The organism is Silicimonas algicola (assembly GCF_003970735.1).
GTDB lineage: Bacteria > Pseudomonadota > Alphaproteobacteria > Rhodobacterales > Rhodobacteraceae > Silicimonas > Silicimonas algicola.
Window position 1 is genome coordinate 2,433,342 of the sequence record NZ_CP034588.1, and the last position, 20,117, is coordinate 2,453,458.

The 20,117-nt window shown below is 67.1% G+C and carries 25 protein-coding genes and 1 tRNA gene; 16 read left to right on the top strand and 10 right to left on the bottom strand.

Going from position 1 to position 20,117, the window contains the following annotated elements; translation table 11 throughout:
- Positions 1-60 precede the first annotated feature (60 nt).
- A complete protein-coding gene (locus EF888_RS12060) occupies positions 61-1,182 on the top strand; it encodes an anhydro-N-acetylmuramic acid kinase (protein WP_109758355.1) in 1,122 nt (373 codons plus the stop codon).
- 44 nt (positions 1,183-1,226) lie between these two features.
- Complete coding sequence (locus tag EF888_RS12065; RefSeq protein WP_109758354.1) at positions 1,227-1,520, top strand: hypothetical protein; 294 nt, start codon at positions 1,227-1,229, stop codon at positions 1,518-1,520.
- A gap of 63 nt (positions 1,521-1,583) precedes the next feature.
- Here EF888_RS12065 and lon read toward each other — a convergent pair whose 3' ends face one another.
- Entirely contained in the window at positions 1,584-3,995 is a 2,412-nt protein-coding gene (gene lon / locus EF888_RS12070) for an endopeptidase La (RefSeq protein ID WP_109758353.1), read from the bottom strand.
- A 326-nt stretch (positions 3,996-4,321) separates the two neighbouring features.
- Between lon and EF888_RS12075 the strand changes: the two genes are divergently transcribed.
- A complete protein-coding gene (locus EF888_RS12075) occupies positions 4,322-4,822 on the top strand; it encodes a hypothetical protein (protein WP_109758352.1) in 501 nt (166 codons plus the stop codon).
- A 7-nt stretch (positions 4,823-4,829) separates the two neighbouring features.
- Here EF888_RS12075 and tgt read toward each other — a convergent pair whose 3' ends face one another.
- The 3 genes from tgt to EF888_RS12090 are packed head-to-tail and all read right to left on the bottom strand — an operon-like array spanning position 4,830 to position 6,972.
- Positions 4,830-5,960, bottom strand: a complete 1,131-nt coding sequence (gene tgt, locus EF888_RS12080; protein ID WP_109758351.1) for a tRNA guanosine(34) transglycosylase Tgt — start codon at positions 5,958-5,960, stop codon at positions 4,830-4,832.
- Between the two features lie 42 nt (positions 5,961-6,002).
- Positions 6,003-6,623, bottom strand: a complete 621-nt coding sequence (locus tag EF888_RS12085; protein ID WP_109758350.1) for a glutathione S-transferase family protein — start codon at positions 6,621-6,623, stop codon at positions 6,003-6,005.
- Positions 6,616-6,972, bottom strand: coding sequence for a DUF1428 domain-containing protein (locus EF888_RS12090; protein ID WP_109758349.1), 357 nt, complete (start codon positions 6,970-6,972; stop codon positions 6,616-6,618). The genes EF888_RS12085 and EF888_RS12090 overlap by 8 nt, the downstream gene beginning before the upstream one ends.
- 70 nt (positions 6,973-7,042) lie before the next feature.
- Between EF888_RS12090 and EF888_RS12095 the strand changes: the two genes are divergently transcribed.
- The 6 genes from EF888_RS12095 (at position 7,043) to tpiA (ending at position 10,652) form a co-directional block, all read left to right on the top strand.
- On the top strand, positions 7,043-7,486 hold the full coding sequence (locus EF888_RS12095; protein ID WP_109758348.1) for a MarR family winged helix-turn-helix transcriptional regulator: 444 nt from the start codon (positions 7,043-7,045) through the stop codon (positions 7,484-7,486).
- A gap of 71 nt (positions 7,487-7,557) precedes the next feature.
- Positions 7,558-7,923 carry an SUF system Fe-S cluster assembly protein gene (locus tag EF888_RS12100; protein ID WP_109758347.1) on the top strand — a complete coding sequence of 122 codons (366 nt, stop codon included), beginning with the start codon at positions 7,558-7,560 and terminating at the stop codon, positions 7,921-7,923.
- Between the two features lie 78 nt (positions 7,924-8,001).
- A complete protein-coding gene (locus EF888_RS12105) occupies positions 8,002-8,637 on the top strand; it encodes a hypothetical protein (RefSeq protein WP_109758346.1) in 636 nt (211 codons plus the stop codon).
- Positions 8,634-9,338: a DUF3307 domain-containing protein gene (locus EF888_RS12110; protein ID WP_109758345.1), complete on the top strand. Its 705-nt coding sequence runs from the start codon at positions 8,634-8,636 to the stop codon at positions 9,336-9,338. The genes EF888_RS12105 and EF888_RS12110 overlap by 4 nt, the downstream gene beginning before the upstream one ends.
- A 50-nt stretch (positions 9,339-9,388) precedes the next feature.
- A complete protein-coding gene (locus tag EF888_RS12115) occupies positions 9,389-9,775 on the top strand; it encodes a HesB/IscA family protein (protein ID WP_109758344.1) in 387 nt (128 codons plus the stop codon).
- Positions 9,776-9,908: 133 nt separating this feature from the next.
- A complete protein-coding gene (gene tpiA, locus EF888_RS12120; protein WP_109758343.1) occupies positions 9,909-10,652 on the top strand; it encodes a triose-phosphate isomerase in 744 nt (247 codons plus the stop codon).
- 2 nt (positions 10,653-10,654) lie between these two features.
- Here the strand turns inward: tpiA and EF888_RS12125 are convergent, their stop codons facing one another.
- Both EF888_RS12125 and EF888_RS12130 read right to left on the bottom strand, forming a co-directional pair.
- The gene (locus EF888_RS12125; RefSeq protein ID WP_109758342.1) at positions 10,655-11,407 is read right to left on the bottom strand and encodes an alpha/beta fold hydrolase; all 753 of its coding nucleotides are present in this window, start codon (positions 11,405-11,407) and stop codon (positions 10,655-10,657) included.
- Positions 11,408-11,409: 2 nt separating this feature from the next.
- Positions 11,410-12,009, bottom strand: coding sequence for a 2-hydroxychromene-2-carboxylate isomerase (locus EF888_RS12130; protein ID WP_109758341.1), 600 nt, complete (start codon positions 12,007-12,009; stop codon positions 11,410-11,412).
- A 109-nt stretch (positions 12,010-12,118) separates the two neighbouring features.
- On the opposite strand from EF888_RS12130, the gene EF888_RS12135 reads away from it, so the two are divergent.
- The gene (locus EF888_RS12135; protein WP_109758340.1) at positions 12,119-13,138 is read left to right on the top strand and encodes a ribose-phosphate pyrophosphokinase; all 1,020 of its coding nucleotides are present in this window, start codon (positions 12,119-12,121) and stop codon (positions 13,136-13,138) included.
- A gap of 331 nt (positions 13,139-13,469) precedes the next feature.
- Positions 13,470-13,913 (top strand): MaoC family dehydratase, encoded by a 444-nt coding sequence (locus EF888_RS12140; RefSeq protein WP_109758339.1) that lies wholly within the window; start codon positions 13,470-13,472, stop codon positions 13,911-13,913.
- Between the two features lie 16 nt (positions 13,914-13,929).
- Here EF888_RS12140 and EF888_RS12145 read toward each other — a convergent pair whose 3' ends face one another.
- Positions 13,930-14,565, bottom strand: coding sequence for a sulfotransferase family protein (locus EF888_RS12145; RefSeq protein ID WP_109758338.1), 636 nt, complete (start codon positions 14,563-14,565; stop codon positions 13,930-13,932).
- Between the two features lie 139 nt (positions 14,566-14,704).
- Between EF888_RS12145 and EF888_RS12150 the strand changes: the two genes are divergently transcribed.
- From EF888_RS12150 to EF888_RS12165, 4 genes are read left to right on the top strand one after another with little or no spacing between them, the layout of a single operon-like run.
- Positions 14,705-15,628: a bifunctional riboflavin kinase/FAD synthetase gene (locus EF888_RS12150; RefSeq protein WP_109758337.1), complete on the top strand. Its 924-nt coding sequence runs from the start codon at positions 14,705-14,707 to the stop codon at positions 15,626-15,628.
- 25 nt (positions 15,629-15,653) lie between these two features.
- The gene (locus EF888_RS12155; RefSeq protein ID WP_109758336.1) at positions 15,654-16,151 is read left to right on the top strand and encodes a YcgN family cysteine cluster protein; all 498 of its coding nucleotides are present in this window, start codon (positions 15,654-15,656) and stop codon (positions 16,149-16,151) included.
- 1 nt (position 16,152) lies between these two features.
- Positions 16,153-17,199 carry a threonine aldolase family protein gene (locus EF888_RS12160; RefSeq protein ID WP_109758335.1) on the top strand — a complete coding sequence of 349 codons (1,047 nt, stop codon included), beginning with the start codon at positions 16,153-16,155 and terminating at the stop codon, positions 17,197-17,199.
- 47 nt (positions 17,200-17,246) lie between these two features.
- Positions 17,247-17,777 (top strand): DUF2799 domain-containing protein, encoded by a 531-nt coding sequence (locus tag EF888_RS12165; RefSeq protein WP_164721674.1) that lies wholly within the window; start codon positions 17,247-17,249, stop codon positions 17,775-17,777.
- 3 nt (positions 17,778-17,780) lie between these two features.
- Here EF888_RS12165 and EF888_RS12170 read toward each other — a convergent pair.
- Positions 17,781-17,866: transfer RNA gene (locus tag EF888_RS12170), tRNA-Leu, on the bottom strand.
- A 44-nt stretch (positions 17,867-17,910) separates the two neighbouring features.
- A complete protein-coding gene (locus tag EF888_RS12175) occupies positions 17,911-18,450 on the bottom strand; it encodes a tetratricopeptide repeat protein (protein WP_109758333.1) in 540 nt (179 codons plus the stop codon).
- A 105-nt stretch (positions 18,451-18,555) separates the two neighbouring features.
- On the opposite strand from EF888_RS12175, the gene EF888_RS12180 reads away from it, so the two are divergent.
- A complete protein-coding gene (locus EF888_RS12180; protein WP_109758332.1) occupies positions 18,556-19,317 on the top strand; it encodes a rhomboid family intramembrane serine protease in 762 nt (253 codons plus the stop codon).
- Between the two features lie 4 nt (positions 19,318-19,321).
- Here EF888_RS12180 and EF888_RS12185 read toward each other — a convergent pair whose 3' ends face one another.
- Positions 19,322-20,083: a squalene/phytoene synthase family protein gene (locus EF888_RS12185; protein ID WP_338143028.1), complete on the bottom strand. Its 762-nt coding sequence runs from the start codon at positions 20,081-20,083 to the stop codon at positions 19,322-19,324.
- Between the last annotated feature and the right edge of the window lie 34 nt (positions 20,084-20,117).

Consider the following 20,117-nt stretch of genomic DNA (forward strand, 5'->3'; position numbering starts at 1 on the left):
GTCTATATTCGGCCACGGGGGCGCGCCATCTATACTGGCGCTTCGGTGGAAGGGAAAGCCATGTGCGGGGACGGCCCGATCTGGGCATTGGGCGCCATGTCGGGGACCTCGCTCGATGGGGTCGACTGTGCGCTGGTTCGAACCGACGGGCACAAGGTCGCGGAGTTCGGCGAGAGCGGCTATCGGCCCTATACCGAGGCCGAGCGTGCCGTGCTGCGCCGGGCGCTCGGGCAGGCTGACGGCCCCGACGTCGAGGCGGCGGCGGAAGTGGTCGAACTGGCCCATGCCGAGCTTTTGACAGGTTTTCCGCAGGCCGAGCTTATCGGCTTCCACGGCCAGACCACCCTGCACCAGCCCGATCGGGCGCTGACGGTCCAGATCGGCAACGGCGCGCTTCTGGCCGAGACGCTGGAGCGGCCCGTCGTCTGGGACTTCCGCAGCGCCGACGTGCATCTGGGCGGCCAGGGCGCGCCGCTCGCGCCGTTCTACCACTTCGCGCTGGCGAAGCGGGCTGGTTTCCGGCGTCCTGTCGCCTTCCTCAACATCGGCGGTGTGGCCAACATCACCTGGGTCGATCCGCGCCGCGACCGGCCCGAGGCGGACGGCGCGCTTCTCGCCTTCGATACGGGGCCGGGCAACGCGCTGATCGACGACCTGTGCATGACACGGCTTGGCCGACCGATGGATGCGGACGGTGTGCTGACGCGGGCAGGACAGGTCGACGAGGATGTGCTGGCCGAACTGCTTTCGGGCGAGGCATTCTTCTCAAGAATGCCGCCCAAGTCGCTGGACCGAAACGACTTCAAGGGTTGGGACACGGCTGTGTCCGGCCTGTCGGACGCCGACGCCGTGGCCACGCTCGCTGCCGGAACGGCGGGCGCGGTGGCCTTGGCGCTCCAGCATTGCCCCGAACCGCCCGAGCGTCTGCTCGTCACGGGCGGAGGTCGCCGCAATCCGGGCCTGATGGAACTGATCCGCGGCCTCGCCGCCTGCACGGTGGTCCCGGTCGAGGCCCACGGCTTCGACGGCGACATGCTCGAGGCGCAGGCCTTCGCCTTCCTCGCCGTGCGGGTGAAGCGCGGGCTGCCGACCTCCTGCGCCGGCACGACGGGCGTGGCGGCCCCTGTGGGAGGCGGCCGGGTGAGCAAGCCGGGGCGTCTTCTCCGCCGCGCGGAAGGCTGAGTCCGGAACGCAACTGGGGACGAGCCCGCGCGTGTTCTGCACGAATGCACACTTTCCTTGCGCCTCTCAGACATGGGAATCTGTGCGCACCAGTCAAATGGCCCGAGCAGAGGAGAAAGAGCCATCATGGACGCTTCGACACGACACCGCCCGACGCCGCGCTTCCGCGCGCGGACGAACACGCCGCCCAGCATATCGGCAAGGCGGCACCGCCCGAGTTTCCCGGCGTTCCGGACGGCATCCCGACCGTTCCGGCCGAGGGCTTCGCCGGCCGTCTTCCCGAGGACATGCAGGACGAGGCAGCCGATCACCTGCCAGACTTTTTGAGCCTTCTCTGACGGTCTGAGCGAGACACGAAAAAAGGCGCCCGAGGGGCGCCTTTTCCTTGTCGCTTGTGCCGGTCAGTGCGCCGTGGCGCCAGGACTCTGGCTGGCTTGCGAGGCCAGCCGGGCCGCCGCTGCCGCCTCTTCCGCCGCCTCGTCCCACTCGATGGGTTCGGGCTGGCGCACGAGGGCAAGCTTCAGCACTTCCGAGACGTGCGTGACGGGGATGATCTTGAGCCCCTGCTTCACGTTGTCCGGGATTTCGGCCAGGTCCTTCTCGTTCTCCTCGGGGATCAGCACCGTCTTGATGCCGCCCCTCAGGGCCGCGAGAAGTTTCTCCTTCAGACCACCAATCGGCATGGCGTTGCCGCGCAGCGAGACCTCGCCCGTCATGGCGATGTCCTTGCGGACCGGGATCTGCGTCAGCACCGAGACGATGGACGTCACCATCGCCAGACCGGCCGAGGGCCCGTCCTTCGGCGTCGCCCCGTCGGGCACGTGGACGTGGATATCCATCGTGTCGAACCTGGGCGGCTTGACCCCGATCTTGGGCGCGATCGACCGGACATAGGACGCGGCCGCGTCGATCGACTCCTTCATCACGTCGCCAAGCTTGCCGGTCGTCTTCATCCGGCCCTTGCCGGGAAGACGCAGCGCTTCAATCTGGAGAAGGTCGCCGCCGACGCTGGTCCAGGCAAGGCCCGTCACGACGCCGATCTGGTCCTCTTTCTCGGCCAGACCGTAGCGGTACTTCTTCACGCCGAGGAATTCCTCGAGCCTGTCGGGCGTGACCGTGACCTTGTCGACTTCCTTCCGGACGATCTGCGTCACCGCCTTCCGCGCGATCTTGGCGATCTCGCGTTCCAGGTTCCGCACACCCGCCTCGCGGGTATAGGTCCGGATCATCTCGGCCAGCGCCTCGTCCGTCAGCTCGAATTCCTTCTCGCGCAGGCCGTGGTTCTTGCGCTGCTTGGCCAGAAGGTGCTGCTTCGCGATCTCGCGCTTCTCGTCCTCGGTGTAGCCGGCAAGCGGGATGATCTCCATCCGGTCCAGAAGCGGCGACGGCATGTTGTAGGAGTTCGCCGTCGTCAGGAACATGACGTCCGAAAGGTCATATTCGACCTCGAGATAGTGGTCGATGAAGGTCGCGTTCTGCTCGGGGTCGAGAACCTCGAGCATCGCCGACGCCGGGTCGCCCCGGAAGTCCTGGCCCATCTTGTCGATCTCGTCGAGCAGGATGAGCGGGTTCGTCGTCTTGGCCTTCTTCAACGCCTGGATGATCTTGCCGGGCATCGAGCCGATGTAGGTCCGCCGGTGACCCCGGATCTCGGATTCGTCGCGCACGCCGCCGAGCGAGATGCGGATGAACTCGCGTCCCGTGGCCTTGGCGACCGACTTCCCAAGGGAGGTCTTGCCGACGCCCGGAGGTCCGACGAGGCAAAGGATCGGCCCCTTCAGCTTCTTCGAGCGTTGCTGGACCGCGAGGTATTCGACGATCCGTTCCTTGACCTTCTCGAGACCGTAATGGTCATCGTCCAGCACCTTCTGGGCGCGGGTCAGGTCCTTCTTGACGCGGCTCTTCGTGCCCCACGGCAACGCCAGGAGCCAGTCGAGGTAGTTGCGAACGACCGTGGCCTCGGCGGACATCGGCGACATGGTCTTGAGCTTCTTCAGCTCGGCGTCGGCCTTCTCGCGCGCTTCCTTCGAGAACTTCGTCTTCTCGATCCGCTCTTCCAGCTCGGCGATCTCGTTCGAGCCGTCCTCGCCGTCACCCAGCTCCTTCTGGATCGCCTTCATCTGTTCGTTGAGGTAGTACTCGCGCTGCGTCCGCTCCATCTGGGACTTCACGCGGGTCTTGATCTTCTTCTCGACCTGTAGGACCGACATCTCGCCCTGCATCATGCCATAGACGGCCTCGAGCCGCTCGGCGACCGAGAGCGTCTCGAGAAGGCCCTGCTTCTTGTCCACGTCGATGCCGAGGTGGCCCGACACCAGGTCGGCCAGCTTGGACGCTTCGTGGGTTTCCGAAACCTGGGTCAGCGCTTCTTCGGGGACGTTCTTCTTGACCTTGGCATAACGCTCGAACTCCTCGACCACCGAGCGCAGAAGCGCCTCGACGGTGGATTCGTCGCCGGTTTCCTCGGTCAGGGGCTCGGCATTCGCCTCGAAAAAGGACTCGTTCTCGACGAAGTCGGTGATCCGCACGCGGCCGCGGCCCTCGACCAGCACCTTCACGGTGCCGTCGGGCAGCTTGAGAAGCTGCAGCACGTTGGCGAGGACACCCACCGAATAGATGCCGTCGGCGCTCGGCTCGTCGACGGACGGGTCCTTCTGGCTCGACAACAGAATCTGCTTGTCGTCCTTCATCACCTCTTCCAACGCGCGCACCGATTTCTCGCGCCCCACGAAGAGCGGCACGATCATGTGCGGGAAGACGACGATGTCCCTCAGGGGAAGGACGGGGAACGACGATGTGAAAGGTTCGTTCATACGATTTCCTTGCTTTGCAAGAGGGTCCGGTCCCAAGTTCGGCGACCTCCGCCCTCTCCTGCTTTCGGCCTCTATATGTGGTGACGGCTTCCCCGCCTTCAACCACCTGCTCATTGGCCCGCAGAATGCCCCCCGCAGGCCCGAGGAGCAAGCGCGCTCTCCCCTGAGCGTCCACAGAGCGGACGGTTTGTCGCTCTACGGGAACGAATGCCGTCTGCGGCCCGTTTTGTTCAGGTGAAGGAAAAATTAACGAATACGCCCCAATTTGGTCAGGTTTCGCCTCTAGCAGTGAACCCCGGTTGGAAACCCGCCTTGCGGAGAGACGCATGACACGACGCCTGCTGCACCGCGTCCATAGCGAAAGACGGCGTCTCGCCTTCGTCGTGGCTCTGGCGTTCCTCGCAGGCTTCCTGTTCTACGCCCGTGCCAACATCTACATCCACGGCATCCACGTCTCGCTCATCATCGGCGCCGTCTACGCAATCGTGATCGGAACCGCGGCGCTCGCCGTTTGCCTGGTGATGCCGTCGATGCGCTTCATGGTCGAAGCCGCGGCGGTCTCGCGGCTCTCGCTCGCCGTCTTCGTGCTGGCGGTGCCCGACCTGGGCTATCCCATCCTCGCCAACCCGATGATGACGGCTCTAGTCGTTGTCACCGGCGCCGTGTTCGTCAGCCGCCTGATGCACGGCCGCATCCTGCGGGATCGGTCGGGCTGGCGCGGCTTCGTCCTGCCGCGTGTCGCCCGCGTCCCCGTGCGGGTCGCGGCGACGCCGCTCCAGACGCGGTGGGTCAGCTGGGTCGACGACGGACGCCCGCGCGTCGTCTGAGCCGGTTTCACAGGGGCGGTATGTCGCCCTCGGCCCTGTCGGCGTGGAACGTCGTCTCGAACTCCGCAAAGGTCCCGGCCGCAATGGCCGCACGCATCGCCGCCATCAGATCCTGATAGTAGCGCAGGTTGTGCCAGGTCAGCAGCATCCCCGAGATCATCTCGCCCGCCCGGAAAACGTGGTGCAGGTAGGCCCGCGAATAGCCCTGGCAGGCGGGGCAGCCGCAGGCCTCGTCGAGCGGCCGGGGATCGTCGGCGTGGCGCGCGTTCTTGATGTTGACCACCCCGCGACGCGTGAAGGCCTGTCCCGTGCGGCCCGAGCGCGACGGCAGCACGCAGTCCATCATGTCGATGCCGCGCTTGACCGCGCCCACGATGTCGTCCGGCTTCCCCACGCCCATCAGATAGCGCGGACGGTCCTCGGGCAGCATGTCGGGCGCATAGTCGAGGACGCCGAACATCGCCTCCTGTCCCTCGCCCACGGCAAGGCCGCCGACCGCGTAGCCGTCGAAGCCGATGGCCTTCAGCGCCTCGGCGCTTTCCGCGCGCAACTCGCGCGTGACGCCGCCCTGCTGGATCCCTAAGAGCGCGTGGCCCGGCCGGTCCCCGAAGGCGATCTTCGAGCGCTCGGCCCATCTCATCGACAACTGCATCGAGGCCTCGACGGCGGCGGCGTCCGCCGGCAGGGCCGGGCATTCGTCGAAGCACATCACGATATCCGACCCCAGAAGCCGCTGGATCTCCATCGACCGCTCGGGCGTCAGCTCGTGCTTCGAGCCGTCGATGTGGCTGGTGAAGGTCACGCCTTCTTCGGTCAGCTTCCGGAGGCCCGCAAGGCTCATCACCTGGAAGCCGCCCGAGTCGGTCAGGATTGGCCGGTCCCAGTTCATGAAGCGATGCAGCCCCCCCAGCCGCGCGACCCGCTCGGCGCCCGGCCGCAGCATCAGGTGGTATGTGTTGCCGAGGAGGATGTCCGCCCCTGTCGCCGCCACGCTTTCGGGCAGCATCGCCTTGACCGTCGCCGCCGTCCCCACGGGCATGAAGGCGGGCGTGCGGATCTCGCCTCGCGGCGTGCGGATCGTACCCGTGCGGGCCTTGCCGTCTGTTGCAGCGAGGGAGAAGGAGAAACGCTCAGTCATCGTCCTTTCGACTAAGCCCGACGCGCCCGAAAGGCCAGAGGCTCAGGCGACGCGGCTGTCGTCGAAATCGGCGAACTGCGCCTGAAGGGCGCGGTCGAACGCCGGACGCGCGAGGCAGCGCGCCAGATAGGCCGAGACACCCGCGTGACGCCGCAGGACCGCCGTCTCGCCGATCTCGCGCAAGACGGTCGCCATGGCGATGTCGGCGACGCTGAAGCGCTCCACCAGCCACTCCCTGTCGCCCAGCGCCGCCTCCAGCGCCTCGAGCCGCCGCGACACCGCCTCGACCGCGCCCGGAAGGCCGTCGGTCAGCCGCGAGGTGTGCGTCTCGAAGGTGTTCAGCGCGGCGAAGACCCAGGAAGCTATGGTCGCCTCTTCGGCGTCGTCCCATCCCCGCAGGCGGTCGGACAGGGCGCCGATGCGCAAGAGGATCGCGCCCGATTCGAACAGGCGCACCCGACCGTCATCGTAGGCGGGCACCATCCCGAACGGCTGCCAGGCGCGGTAGCCGTCCGAACCGCCCTCACCCGGTCCGAGACGTGTCGTGCGGTAGGCGAAGCCCGCCTCCTCGAAGGCCCACCTGGGCCGGAGGCACTTGACCCACCCGCGCGAGGTCTCGGGGACCCAGGCGAAGGCCGAAACGTGGAAATCGAAGTCAGGCACGTACGTTCACGAGTTCCTCGAACCCGCCCCACATCATCCGCATTCCTTCGAAGGGCATCTCCATCTCGGCCGCCGCACTGTGGTCTTCCATCATCTTCCGGGTCGCGGCGTCGCAGGTGGCGCGGTCAGGCCAGACGATCCACGAGAAGATCACCGTCTCGTCGTCCGTCTTCTTCGTCGCCATCGGGAAGGACGTGACCTTTCCGTCGGGGACGTCGACGCCCCAGGTCTCGACCATCTGGACGGCGCCCAATCCCTTGAACAACTCCCAGGCTTTCGTCGCTTCCTCGCGGTAGCGCTCCTTGTTGGCTTCGGGTACTGCGGCAAGAAAGCCCTGGTAATACGGCATCGCCCTATCCTTTCGCTCAGATTCGGCCGTCACCTTGACAGGCGTTTATGTTGGTATCAACTTATTAATCATGGAGAGCGAAATCCTGCCTTACGCGACCACGATGGAGGTGCGCGACCGTTGCCTCTGCCTGCATCTCCAGCGGGCGGCGCGCGTCATTGCGCGCCATTTCGACGAGGCGCTGCGCCCGTTCGGCCTGACGAATGGCCAGTTCTCGCTGCTGATGGGGCTGAACCGTCCCAAGCCGCCGCGCCTCACGGACCTCGTTCCCCTGCTCGGCATGGACCGCACCACGCTGACGGCGGCGTTGAAGCCGCTGGAGCGCAAGGGCCTTGTCGACGTCGCGGCGGACGAGTCCGACCGCCGCGCGCGCCGGCTTGTGCTGACCCTAGCCGGCAAGGAAGTCCTGGCGGCCGCGACGCCGGTCTGGCGCGAAACGCACGACGCCCTCGACGGGCGGCTGTCCAGCCTGTCGCCACAGGCGTTGTGCGACGGTCTGACCGAGATTCTCTGAGATCCCGCGTCGGCCTTTACCCGGGCTTTGGTAAATCCTATATATTCGGTCAACAAATATCGGGACCCGACATGACCGCCGAACTGACCGACAGGCTGGAAGGGACGCCGCTGATCAAGCCGTCCACGACCGATCACCCGCTGTACGACCAGGTGGTCGACGCCTGCCGTACGGTCTACGACCCCGAGATCCCCGTGAACATCTACGATCTGGGTCTCGTGTACACGATCGAGATCGCGCAGGACGGGGCCGTCAACGTCCTTATGACGCTGACCGCACCGGGGTGTCCCGTGGCCGGCGAGATGCCCGGATGGGTGGCCGAGGCCATCGAGCCCCTGCCAGGCGTCAAGCAGGTCGACGTCGACCTGACCTGGGATCCGCCCTGGGGCATGGAGATGATGTCCGACGAGGCGCGGCTGGAACTCGGCTTCATGTAGGCAAGCCCTTTGGCTTGCATTCTCGATTAGCAAGCAAATTGACTTGCATTTTCGGATTGCAAGCTTTAAAGCTTGCTCATGGAAGCCTTCGCGGTTCTCACAGGTGATATCGTCGCTTCTCGCTCCGCCTCGTCCGACAGCGTCGAGGCCGCGATGGACGTGCTCCGCCGCGCGGCGAAGGATTTCGGTTCGACCTGGTCAGAGGACCTGCGCTTCACCCGTCATCGCGGCGACGGCTGGCAGGTCGTGGTGTCGGACCCCCACCGCGTCCTCCACGCAATGCTCTTCCTTCGCGCTCGCCTCATCGCCGCCGGACTGGGCCTCGATACGCGCATCTCGGCCGGGATCGGCAGCGTCGAAAGCCTCGGAAGCACCGACCTTGCGGATGCGACGGGACGCGCCTTCTTCGTGTCCGGCGACCATCTCGACCAGGCGGGCAAGCGGCTCATGCTGATCGCGGGCGATGGCATCGGGGTCTGGCAGAACGCCGTGCTCAGGCTCGCCGAACAGGTCATGCGCCGATGGTCCCCCGCCCAGGCCGAGGCAGCCGCGCTGAGCCTTCTCGGCGAGACGACGCAGGAAGAGATCGCAAGCCACCTCGGCATCACGCGGCAAGCGGTCCAGCTTCGCCTCGCGGCCTCGGGCGTCGCCTCACTGGACGAGGCGCTTCACGCCTTCGCCACGCATGACTTCACAGAGGCTGCGCCGAGATGATCGAGACCTTCGCCGCGCTCCTCCTCGCTCATGCCGTCGCCGATTTCCTGCTCCAGACCTCGGGCATGGTCGCCACCAAGCGCAGCGCCCGGACGCTTTTCCTTCACTTCGCCATCGTCCTCGTCACCGCGCAGGCCGCCCTCGGCCGCGTCGATGCTTGGGAGCCTCTGGCGCTCGCCGCCGTCCACATCGCGATCGACATCGTCAAGGCCTATACCCTGCCGAACCGCCTCGCCTCGTTCCTCGCCGACCAGGGCGCGCATCTTCTGACCCTCGCTGCCGTCGCCCTTCTGTCGCCCGGTCTTTTCGCGGGTGGCGCCTGGGCCGCAATCCCCTGGCTTCCCGGCCTCATGGCCGCCGCCGCCGGCCTGGTCTTCGCCACCGCCGCCGGCGGACACGTCGTCGCCCTCCTCGTCAGCCCCTGGGACCGCAGCGTCCTGCCGGAAGGCCTGCCGAACGGGGGACGGCTGATCGGGCTTCTCGAGCGCGGGATCATCTTCCTTCTGATCCTCGTCGAGCAGCCGGCGGGCATCGGCTTTCTCATCGCGGCCAAGTCGGTCCTCCGCTTCGAGACCACGTCGAAGGATACGCGCGCGGGTGAATACGTCATCATCGGCACGCTGGCCTCGTTCGGCTGGGCCATGGTCGTGGGCTATGGCACGATGACCCTGATCGAGGCGCTTCTTCCGCCAACCCCTTGAGACGACCGCCCGGACCGACTAGATTCGAAAGAAGCCCAAGGAGACGCCCCATGTTCGCCATTCCCGGAAAGCAGGCGGTCACACTGACCCCGGCCGCGGTCCGCCAGATCGCGCGGCTGATGGAGAAGGACGGCCGCTCGGGACTGCGCATCGGCCTGAAGAAGGGCGGATGCGCCGGGATGGAATACACCATGCAGTTCGCCGACACCGTCGATCCCACGGACGAGGTGGTCGAACAGGACGGCGCGCGGGTGATGATCGCGCCCATGGCGCAGATGTTCCTTTTCGGGACCGAGATCGATTACGAGACCTCGCTCCTCGAATCGGCGTTCCGGTTCCGCAACCCGAACGTGACCGACGCCTGCGGATGCGGCGAGTCGATCAAGTTCAAGGACGTCGATACGCTGGCGGCCGAACGCGAGGCGACGTCGGGCTGAGACGACGGGGGCTCCGCCCCCGCTCGCTGGCGCTCGCACCCCCGGAGTATTTCAGGACAGAAGAAGCCGCGCGGCTTGACCTTCGCGTCTGGCCGCGCATTGTCGCGCCCGCAGCCCGTGAGGAGGACGCCCCATGCAGAAGCTTGCCGCCGGAAACTGGAAGATGAACGGCCTCGCCGCCAGCCTCGCCGAGATCGAGGCGCTGGCGACGGCTCACCCGACGCCCGGCTGCGACATCCTGATCTGTCCGCCCGCCACGCTTCTTTCGCGCGTCTCGGACGCGGCGCTCGGCACGTCCGTCCAGACCGGCGCCCAGGATTGTCACCCGAAGGACTCGGGCGCACATACCGGCGACATCTCGGCGGCGATGGTCCGGGACGCGGGCGGGGCCTTTGTGATCGTGGGACACTCCGAACGCCGGGCCGACCACGGCGAGGACGACGCGCTCGTCCGCGCCAAGGCCGAGGCCGCGCATGACGCCGGTCTCATCGCCATCGTCTGCGTCGGCGAGACGCTCGAGCAACGCGAGGCGGGCCGCACCCTCGAGGTCGTCGGCGGTCAGGTCGCCGGGTCGCTCCCCGACGACGCGACGGCCGAGGATACCGTCATCGCCTACGAACCCGTCTGGGCCATCGGCACCGGCAAGGTTCCCACGACCGACGAGATCGCCCTCGTCCACGCCGACATCCGCGCACGCCTCACCGCGCGCTTCGGTGCCGACGGCGAAGGAATGCGCATCATCTACGGAGGATCGGTGAAGGCGTCGAACGCCGCCGAGATCTTCGCCGTGCCGAATGTCGACGGCGCCCTTGTTGGTGGCGCGTCCCTGAAGGCGGCGGATTTCGGGGGGATCGTGGACGCGCTCGGCGCCGCCTGATCTCAGACGAACAGACGGCCCTTCACGGCCTCGACCAGTTGCTTCGGATGCGTCATCGGAAGCATGTGCCCGGCGCCCTCGATAGTCGCCCAGTCGGCGTCCTTGATGCGGTCGCCGAGCGACTGGATGATTTCGGCCATCACGGGATGGCTTGCGCTGCCATCGACGAAGGTCACCGGTATCTCGAGCTCTTCGAGCCGCCCCTCGCCCAGGATGTCGCGCCGGTCGTCGCGCAGAAGGCTGTTGCCCTGAGGCACGAGCGCGATCCGCTCCATCATGTAGGCGCGCGCCTCGGCGGGCAAATCCTTCCAGGCCGTCCCGTCGCCCCAGAGCGCGTGGAACTCCTTCACCGCCGTCGCATAGGACGCGGCCTTGACGTTCTTGTCGAAGGGCGCGAGGTCGCGCATCGCCTTGTCATGGGCCCACCTGTCCTTCGCGGCGGCGAAGAACACCGGCTCGACGAGGACGAGCGAGCTGACGCGGTAGGGTCTCTCGACCGCGATGCGCAGGGCCAGCACCGCACCATAGGAGTGGCCGACCAGCGGCACGGGGTCGGACGGCAACTCGTCCAGCGCCATCTCGATCGCCTGGTCCGAATAGTCCCGGCTTTCGTCCCATTTGGCGGCCAGCCCGTGGCCCGGAAGCTCGATCAGAAGCGGCGACGGGCTTCCGCCGAGCGCGTTCAGAAACGGCCGCCAGTTCGAGGCGCGGCCGAGCATGCAGTGAATGAGGGCAAGCGGTTTCTTCGCCGCCATGGTCAGAGCCGCCCTCCGAGATGCGCGTCGAGATGGTCGATCCGGTCCTGGCCCCAGAACGGCGCGCCGTCGTCGGTGATGAAGAACGGCAGTCCGAAGACGCCGCGGTTCACCGCCTCCTCGAGGTTCGTCCCATAGGTCTCGGCCCCTGCGAGAAGCCCGCGGTCGGCGAGCGCCGGATCGAAGCCCGCCGCCTCGAGGCAGCCCTTGATGACGCTGTCTTCGGCGACGTCCTTTTCTTCGGCCCAGCAGGCGCGCGACAGGCCCGCGACGAGCGCTGCTAGGTCACCGCCGCCGGCATTCTGCGCGGCGATGATGGCATAGCCCGCCGGGGCCGGATTGGTCGGGAAGTGCGCCGGCTTCACGGTGATCGGCATGCCCAGCATCTTCGCCTGGCGGGGAATTTCGGCGAGCCGGTAGGCCTGGCGCGACGGATGGCGCTGTGCAAGCGGAACACCGCCTGTACGTCCGAAGAGGGCGACGGCATCCACCGGCTTGTAAGTGATCGTGGCCCCATGCTTCGCCGCGACCTCGGCAGGACGTGTGCCGGCGAGGTAGCAGAATGGAGAGACAACAGTGAGATAATAGTCGATGTGAGGCATGTGGCCCCGCCTCCCGGTTTCGATTGTTTGCGTGACCCTAGGCACATGCTAAGCGGTGTCAACATTGCGAATCCGCCGCGCTCCGCGGTCCAGGGAGGTCCGCGCGTCAATGCCCCAGCTCGAAGAACCGAAGATCATCGCCGGCAACGCCAACAAGGGGCTGGCGAAGGCCGTCGCGCGCCGGATGTCGATGCACAGGGGCATGAACGTCGGCCTCGTCGACGCCCGGGTCGAGCGCTTCAACGACGGCGAGATCTTCGTCGAGGTCTTCGAGAACGTCCGCGGCGAGGACATGTTCATCCTGCAGTCGACGTCGAACCCGGCGAACGACAACCTGATGGAGCTCCTCATCATGGCCGATGCGCTGCGCCGGTCGTCGGCTGCGCGGATCACCGCCGTGATCCCCTATTTCGGCTACGCTCGTCAGGATCGCCGCACCAAGGCGCGCACGCCCATCACCGCGAAGCTTGTCGCCAACATGATGGTCTCGGCCGGCATCGAGCGTATCCTGACGATGGATCTCCACGCCGCCCAGATCCAGGGGTTCTTCGACATTCCGGTCGACAACCTCTACGCCGCACCCATCTTCGCGCTCGATATCAAGCACGCTTTCCGCAAGACGATGGACGAGGTCACCGTGGTGTCCCCCGACGTCGGCGGCGTGGCGCGTGCCCGCGAACTGGCGCAGCGCATCAATGCGCCCCTCTCCATCGTCGACAAGCGCCGTGAGAAGCCGGGCGAGATCGCCGAGATGACCGTGATCGGCGACGTGAAGGACCGCGTCTGCATCATCGTCGACGATATCGTCGACACCGCCGGCACCCTCTGCAAGGGCGCCGAGACGCTGATGGAGGCCGGCGCGAAGGAGGTCCACGCCTATATCTCGCACGGCGTGCTGTCCGGTCCCGCCATCGAGCGCGTCACGGCCTCGGCCATGAAAAGCCTCGTCGTCTCCGACACCATCGAGCCGTCCGAGGCCACGAAGGCCGCGACGAACATCCGCATCGTGCCGACGGCGCCGATGCTGGCACAGGCGATCATGAATATCTGGCACGGGACGTCGGTCTCGAGCCTCTTCGACCAGGAGACGCTCGAGCCGATCTACGACGGGATGTACTCGTTAGGCTGACCCGCGGAGGCGCGCGCCTCAGATCATCCGCACGAAGACCGCCGCCATCAGCCCCACCACCGCGGTAAGGGCGAGGATATAGTCTCCGGGCACCGCCTCGGGTGCCCCGAGCAGCAAATCGCGCAGGCGTTTCGGCATGAACTCAGCCCCCCAGCTTGAACATGTCCGACCGACAGTATCGACGCGGCTGCCGCATTCCACCGGTTTTTCGCGAAACATTCCGTTCAGACCCCGCCTCCGACCATAAGAGGGGTTGATTTTCTGCACCTGCGAAGTAATTAAGTTTCACAGCAGAAGCCATTTGGGTTCGTTTGTTGCGGAGAGAATCGTGATGCTCGACAACCAGCCGCGCGGCACCATCGTGATCGAGGATCTCGAGGTGGGCATGGTGCGCTCGCTGAGGAAGGAGATCACGGATGAAGACATCGAGCTCTTCGCCCGCGTCTCGACCGATCGAAACCCGGTCCACCTCGACGACGCCTACGCGCAGGACACCATATTTGAGGGCCGGATCGCCCACGGGATGCTGACGGCGGGCCTCGTCTCGGCCGTGATCGGCGAGCAGCTTCCCGGCCACGGGACGGTCTACCTCGGCCAGACGCTCCGCTTCCTCGCCCCCGTCCGCCCGGGCGACATGGTCCTGGCCGAGGTCGAGGTGCTGGAGATCGACTACGCCAAGCGCCGCGTGAAGCTCGACACGCGCTGCCTCGTCAACGGCAAGAAGGTCCTCGTCGGCGAGGCGACGGTGCTCGCGCCGTCCGCGAAGTTCGACTGACCCCCCCGGCGCCCCGTCACGCGGGCTCGCCGCCCAGCACCTCCCAGAAATCGGCCCTCAGGTTGTGATGCGGAAACGGCTCGTCCGGCACGTCCTTCCCGAGGAAGGCGCAGAGCGGCGCCCACCCCTCGGCCGGATCGAAGATCAGCAGACGGTCGGCAGGCAGCGCCGCGCGAACGTCGTCGGTCCTCTTCCTGAAGGCGGCCAGCCCGACTTCCTTGTCGTCAAGTTTGCCGCCGAACGTCCCTTTCCCCGCCAGATCATTCCACGCTTCAAGGATGTCGTGGATGTGCGGCGGCAAGGGAATATCGCGATAGCGCGCCATCAGCTTGCCGATGGTCTTCTGGAAACTGGCCCACCACTTTTCCTCGGGCCGCACCGTGTGCACCACCTTGGCGTCCGGAAAGGCCTCGGCCAGTTCGCGCCAGACATGTGCCCCCGGCCAGTCCACCTGCGAGTTGTATCCGGCGAAGACCTCGTGCCAGTCGACGTCCCCTCCCGCTGCCAGCTTCTGCCAATGCGCCACCTGCTCCGGATTCTCGACGATCTCGTGCATGTGATGACAAGGGCCATACCCCAGCCGTTCCAGCGCCGCCTTCAGCGATTTCGTTCCCGTCCGTCCGAATCCCGATCCGATCACCTGAAGTGTCATGTTTCACCCCCCCGAGTGTGGCGAGACTATCTGCCTCGGCAAGCATTCTGTCCAATGTCATGTTGAAAGCGGCTCGCAGCGCGTTCCGGCCGTCCATATCCCCCTTGTCCGCCCCTCTGGCCCACGTTACCCCCGCCCCATGCGCATCCACCGCGACCCCATCTACCTGACCGACGCCGACAAGGGCGCGACGGTGGCGATCGGCAACTTCGATGGCGTTCACCTGGGCCACCAGGCGGTGCTGAGGATCGCGCAGGAGGCCGCCGCCGCGCCCTTGGGCGTCGTCACCTTCGAGCCGCATCCGCGCGAGTACTTCGCCCCCGACGCGCCCCCCTTCCGCCTGATGAATGCCGAAGCCCGCGTCCACCGGCTGGAAGCGCTTGGCGTGGCGCATCTCTATGAGTTGCCCTTCACCGCGCGCCTCGCCGGCCTGACCGCCGAGGAATTCGCCCGGGATGTCCTCGCCGGGCAACTGGGCCTCGCCCATGTGACCGTCGGCGCCGACTTCTGCTTCGGCAAGGGCCGCCAGGGCACGACCGACATGCTGACGGATTTCGGCCGCGGCTTCGGCTTCGGCGTCACCGTCACGCCTCTCGTCGGCGACGGCTCGGCCGTGTCCTCGACCCGCATCCGCGAGGCGCTGACCGAGGGCCGGCCCGAGGAGGCCGCGCGGATGCTCGGCCACCTTCACCGCATCGAGGGCGCAGTCCTACGCGGCGACCAGCGCGGCCGCGAGCTGGGCTACCCGACCGCGAACCTGTCCATCGAGGGCCTTCATCCGCCGAAATTCGGCGTCTACGCGGTCCGCGTCCGCGTGCTCTCGGGAGACCACGCCGGCGAATACGACGGCGTCGCCTCGATCGGCGTGCGGCCCATGTTCGGCGAGAACCGCCCGAACTGCGAAGCCCACCTCTTCGACTTCCGCGGCGACCTCTACGGCACCCACCTCTCGGTCGCCCTCGTTACCTACCTCCGCCCCGAGGAGCGCTTCGACAGCCTCGACGCGCTGGTGGCGCAGATGGACGCCGACAGCGCGCAGGCGAGGGAGATACTTTCCCCATGACTCCTTCATCTTGCGCCAAATACGCATGACACGCTCTGGGCCAGAACCGCGACCGGGCAGCGACCCCATCAACCGCGAAGGTCTCCGAGACCGCTACTGGGAGCGCGTGCCGCTGCGCAACCTCACTGCGCGCGAGTGGGAGGCGCTTTGCGACGGCTGCGGCAAGTGCTGTCTCAACAAGCTCGAGGATGCCGACACGGGCGAGGTCGCCTTCACCCGCGTCGCCTGCCGCCTCCTCGACGGCGAGAGCTGCCGCTGCGCGCAGTACCCGATCCGCAGGCAGTTTGTCCCCGACTGCGTCGTGCTGACCCCCTCCACCCTGCCCAAGGTCGCCTACTGGCTGCCGACCACCTGCGCCTACCGGCTCCTCCACGAGGGCAAGCGCCTCTACGACTGGCACCCGCTCATCTCGGGCGATTCCGAGACGGTCCACGCCGAGGGGCAGTCGGTGCGGGGCTGGACGGTGCCCGAGTTCGAGGTGCCGGAAGAAGAGTGGGAAGACCACATCGTCGAGGATCTCTGACATGCGTTTTGCGTCCGACAACTCCGGTCCTGTCCACCCCAAGGTGATGGAGGCGCTGGCCATCGCCAACGAAGGCTGGGCCCTGCCCTACGGCAACGACGACCTGACCCGCCGCGCCGCCGACCGCGTGCGCGACGTCTTCGAAGCCCCGGAGGCCGCCGTCCTCTTCGTCGCCACGGGGACCGGCGCCAACGCGCTGCTCCTCGCCACCCTGACGCGACCCTACGAGACGGTATTCTGCACGCCCGAGGCGCATATCCACCAGGACGAGTGCAGCGCGCCCGAGTTCTTCACCGGCGGCGCGAAGCTGACCCTCGTCGAGAGCCGCGACGCGATGATGGAGCCCGACGCGCTGGCCCGCGACATCGAGGTGCTGAAGTCTGGCGGCGTCCATTCGCCCCAGCCGGGCAGCGTCTCGATCACCAGCGTCAGCGAGCGCGGCACGGTCTATCCGCTCGAGCGCATCCGGGCCATCGCGCAGGTCGCCCGCACGCATGGCCTGCCCCTCCACCTCGACGGCGCGCGCTTCGCCAATGCCTGCGCCGCCCTCGGCTGCACACCGGCCGAGATGACCTGGAAGGCCGGCGTCGACGCCGTCAGCTTCGGCGGCACCAAGAACGGGCTCATGGGCGTCGAGGCCTGCGTGATCTTCGACACCGCGAAGGCACGGGAGTTCGAGCTCAGGCGCAAGCGGGGCGGACACCTCTTCTCGAAGAACCGCTTCCTTGCCGCGCAGATGGACGCCTACCTGACCGACGACCTGTGGCTGACGACCGCGCGTGCCGCGAACGATGTCGGCCAGCGGCTGGCCCGCGCGCTGAAGCAGACGCCCGGCGTATCCTTCCTGCACGAACCGCAGGCCAACATGCTCTTCCCGCGCTTTTCCCGCGCTGCGCACCGCCGCCTGCACGAGGCCGGGGCGAAATACTACCTCTGGGAGGGCACGCTCGACGGCGACGACGACGCGATTCTGCCCGCCCGCCTCGTCTGCGACTGGTCCTGTCCCGCAGAGAACATCAGGCACTTCGTGGAACTCGTCCGAGGCTGACGGCGCTGTCATGGCATAACATGCGCATTCGTCGCAGGATCGCCGACATGAGACCGCTCCGATTCCTTCTCCCCGCTGTACTGCTTCTGCCGCTCCTGTCGGCCTGTGCCTCCCTCTCCGAGGACCAGTGCCGCGCCGGCGACTGGGAGACGGTCGGCCTGCGAGACGGCGCCGAAGGGCGGACGCCCGACTACCTCCGCATCCATGCGCGCGCCTGCAACGAGTACGGCATAGCCCCTGTCAGGTCGGAGTGGGAAAAGGGTCGCCAGGTCGGTCTCAAGACCTACTGCACGCCGCGCCGCGCGTGGGAGGAAGGCGCCGACGGCCACCGCCTGTCGCCCGTATGCCCGGCCGAGATCGAGCCGGAACTGAGGCGCGCCAATGCGCGGGGGCTCGACCTCTACGACGTCGAACAGGACATCGACCGGGCCGAAAGCGATGTGTCGGACCTGCGCAGTGCTCTCGCCTCCCTGCCCGCGGACGATCCGCGCCGCGCCTCGATCCAGGCCGAGATCGGCACGCTCCAGCTCCGCGTTCTGCGGCTCAGGGCTGAACGGGCGCGTCTGCGCTTCTACTGAGGCTGGTACGGGCGGCCGGACTCGAACCGGCACGGGCTTTCGCCCCAGAGATTTTAAGTCTCATGCGTCTACCATTCCGCCACGCCCGCGCGGCCTCGACGTGCCTAGACCGCGAGGGACCGCCGGGCAAGGGCTAGAGGTCCTTCCCCCCCGCCTCTTTCAGAAGGTGCCGCTCGGGCAGCCAGGGGTTCAGCTTCAGGGCCTGCCGCAGCACGATCTGCGCCTCGTCCTCGCGCCCGAGGCCGATCAGCGTCAGCGCCTTGCCCGAGAGCGCCGCCACATGGTCGGGCCGCAAGGCGAGCGCCGCTTCCAGATCGGGAAGCGCCGCCTCGAAATCCTCGCGCAGGAAGTTGACGAAGGCGCGCTGGTTGAAGCCCTCGGCATACTCCGGGCAGTACTCCGTCAGCCGGTCGAGGGCGTCGAGAGCCGCGATGAAATCATAGGAATTCCGCGCCTCCATCCCCCGGTCCAGAAGCTCCTGCGCGGGTTCGTCGGGCGCCTGCGTCCAAAGCTCCCACACCCCGTTGAAAAGGGCGCGCGCCTCCATCTCGGTCGTCGCGGCCCGCACCTGGTCGAGGATCGCGGTCTGCGCCTCGGACACATCGGGCGCAGGCGGACAGTCCGCAAAGGCGGGGAGCGGGGCCAGGATCAGGGCGAAAAGCGCGTGTCTCATGCGTCCGGATTTTGAAGCCCGCCCCGTCCTTCCGTCAAGTCACATCGCCGTCACGCGGGCCGAGGATGCTTGACCTTCGACGCGCCTCCCTGTCGGGTGAGACCCATGTTCCCGATCCGCGACCACAACCCCTCCGAGCGCACGCCTTATGTCACCTGGGTGCTCATCGCGATCAACGTCGCGGTCTTCCTGTCCTACTGGAGCCTCTTGTCCAATGACCGGGCGACGCAGGACTTCTTCATGACCTGGGGCCTCGTGCCGGCGTGGTCCGCGCCCGAGACCTTCCTGACCTCGATGTTCCTTCACGGCGGCATCCTGCACCTTGCCGGCAACATGCTGTTCCTGTGGGTCTTCGGCGACAACATGGAGGACCAGATGGGGCACCTGGGCTTCCTCCTGTTCTACCTCGCAGGAGGCCTCGCTGCGGCGGCGGCTCAGGTCATGGCGGACCCCGGGTCCTTCATCCCGATGGTCGGCGCGTCCGGCGCGATAGCAGGCGTGATGGGCGGATACCTTCTGATGTTCCCCAAGGCGCGCGTCGACGTGGTCGTGATCCTCGTCATCATCTTCAAGGTCTTTCCGCTGCCCGCCTGGACCGTCCTCGGCTTCTGGTTCCTCGTCCAGTTCGTGCAAGGGTCGATGACGCCGACGGAGCAGGGCGGCGTCGCCTACTGGGCGCACGCGGGCGGCTTCGCGGCCGGGGTCGTCCTGACCTTTCCGCTCTGGCAGAAGCGCGGCGGCGCCGCCTTCTGGAGGCGCACCCACGGCCACCCGCCGCATCCCGACGCGATATATCGCGAGGGGCGCACGATGGTCCCGAAGGTGCGGCGCGACAAGGACCGCGCACGTTCTCCCTGGGATCGCTGACGCCCTAACGGCTGGCGAACAGAAGGCCCAGGCGGCGGCGAAACTCGCTTGGCTCCAGCCGGCCCTCGGCGACGCGCAAGGGATCGGCGGTGGCGCGCGACAGGATGCCGCCCGCCTGCCAGCCCTCGATCAGCGCCGCGCGCGCCAGACCCGGCAGGGCTCGCCGCAGGGCGGCGCGGGACGGCATCGCGTTCCTCGTCTCGCGGGCCAGCCGCGCCACCGCCTCCGACCGTCCGTCCACCAGAGGGATGCGTCCCCGCGCCTCGAGGTCAGGCACTGCCGTGAGGTAACGGGCCAGAGCCGCAGCCCTTCCGAAACGCCTGACGGTATCCTCGGTCGCCTCCCCTGCGCCCAAAGCGGCGGCGGCGGTCCACATCAGCGTCGCGCCGGTGACGTCGAGATAGGCCAGCAACGCCGCCTCGTCCGCGAAGGGCTCGGCATAAAGATCCCACCTCCGCACCTCGATCAGCGCGTCCAGCCCTTCCGCCAGTTCGGGCGTCAGGACCTCGGCCAGAGGCGTCGCGACCTCGTGCCGCCGCACCGGCACGCCTGAGGCGATCTCGGCCAGGGCGTCGCGCCACCATTGCAGACGCATCTCGCCGATCATCGGCTCGGAGGCCACCCAAGGCGCACGCGCGACTTCGAGATTGAAGGCATAGAGCGGAAAGAGCACCTTCCGTGCCTCGACGGGCGCGGCCATCGCGGCGGCGAAACGATCGGGATCGCCCTTCGCGACGAGATCGGCGCAGGCCTGCAACTCCATCATCGGTCCCCAAATATCCCGGGGGAGACGGCCGAAG

What these genes read in the sequence shown, in the direction of transcription:
- EF888_RS12155 (WP_109758336.1), top strand. Translation starts at nt 15,654, where the DNA reads ATGACACGCTCTGGGCCAGAACCGCGACCGGGCAGCGACCCCATCAAC.
- EF888_RS12175 (WP_109758333.1), bottom strand. Translation starts at nt 18,450, where the DNA reads ATGAGACACGCGCTTTTCGCCCTGATCCTGGCCCCGCTCCCCGCCTTT.
- tgt (WP_109758351.1), bottom strand. Translation starts at nt 5,960, where the DNA reads ATGACTGAGCGTTTCTCCTTCTCCCTCGCTGCAACAGACGGCAAGGCC.
- EF888_RS12065 (WP_109758354.1), top strand. Translation starts at nt 1,227, where the DNA reads ATGCACACTTTCCTTGCGCCTCTCAGACATGGGAATCTGTGCGCACCA.
- EF888_RS12185 (WP_338143028.1), bottom strand. Translation starts at nt 20,083, where the DNA reads ATGATGGAGTTGCAGGCCTGCGCCGATCTCGTCGCGAAGGGCGATCCC.
- EF888_RS12165 (WP_164721674.1), top strand. Translation starts at nt 17,247, where the DNA reads ATGAGACCGCTCCGATTCCTTCTCCCCGCTGTACTGCTTCTGCCGCTC.
- EF888_RS12095 (WP_109758348.1), top strand. Translation starts at nt 7,043, where the DNA reads ATGGAGAGCGAAATCCTGCCTTACGCGACCACGATGGAGGTGCGCGAC.
- EF888_RS12180 (WP_109758332.1), top strand. Translation starts at nt 18,556, where the DNA reads ATGTTCCCGATCCGCGACCACAACCCCTCCGAGCGCACGCCTTATGTC.
- EF888_RS12115 (WP_109758344.1), top strand. Translation starts at nt 9,389, where the DNA reads ATGTTCGCCATTCCCGGAAAGCAGGCGGTCACACTGACCCCGGCCGCG.
- EF888_RS12075 (WP_109758352.1), top strand. Translation starts at nt 4,322, where the DNA reads ATGACACGACGCCTGCTGCACCGCGTCCATAGCGAAAGACGGCGTCTC.
- EF888_RS12140 (WP_109758339.1), top strand. Translation starts at nt 13,470, where the DNA reads ATGCTCGACAACCAGCCGCGCGGCACCATCGTGATCGAGGATCTCGAG.
- EF888_RS12100 (WP_109758347.1), top strand. Translation starts at nt 7,558, where the DNA reads ATGACCGCCGAACTGACCGACAGGCTGGAAGGGACGCCGCTGATCAAG.
- EF888_RS12135 (WP_109758340.1), top strand. Translation starts at nt 12,119, where the DNA reads ATGCCCCAGCTCGAAGAACCGAAGATCATCGCCGGCAACGCCAACAAG.
- EF888_RS12110 (WP_109758345.1), top strand. Translation starts at nt 8,634, where the DNA reads ATGATCGAGACCTTCGCCGCGCTCCTCCTCGCTCATGCCGTCGCCGAT.
- tpiA (WP_109758343.1), top strand. Translation starts at nt 9,909, where the DNA reads ATGCAGAAGCTTGCCGCCGGAAACTGGAAGATGAACGGCCTCGCCGCC.
- EF888_RS12105 (WP_109758346.1), top strand. Translation starts at nt 8,002, where the DNA reads ATGGAAGCCTTCGCGGTTCTCACAGGTGATATCGTCGCTTCTCGCTCC.
- EF888_RS12145 (WP_109758338.1), bottom strand. Translation starts at nt 14,565, where the DNA reads ATGACACTTCAGGTGATCGGATCGGGATTCGGACGGACGGGAACGAAA.
- EF888_RS12160 (WP_109758335.1), top strand. Translation starts at nt 16,153, where the DNA reads ATGCGTTTTGCGTCCGACAACTCCGGTCCTGTCCACCCCAAGGTGATG.
- EF888_RS12090 (WP_109758349.1), bottom strand. Translation starts at nt 6,972, where the DNA reads ATGCCGTATTACCAGGGCTTTCTTGCCGCAGTACCCGAAGCCAACAAG.
- EF888_RS12125 (WP_109758342.1), bottom strand. Translation starts at nt 11,407, where the DNA reads ATGGCGGCGAAGAAACCGCTTGCCCTCATTCACTGCATGCTCGGCCGC.
- lon (WP_109758353.1), bottom strand. Translation starts at nt 3,995, where the DNA reads ATGAACGAACCTTTCACATCGTCGTTCCCCGTCCTTCCCCTGAGGGAC.
- EF888_RS12060 (WP_109758355.1), top strand. Translation starts at nt 61, where the DNA reads ATGTGCGGGGACGGCCCGATCTGGGCATTGGGCGCCATGTCGGGGACC.
- EF888_RS12130 (WP_109758341.1), bottom strand. Translation starts at nt 12,009, where the DNA reads ATGCCTCACATCGACTATTATCTCACTGTTGTCTCTCCATTCTGCTAC.
- EF888_RS12150 (WP_109758337.1), top strand. Translation starts at nt 14,705, where the DNA reads ATGCGCATCCACCGCGACCCCATCTACCTGACCGACGCCGACAAGGGC.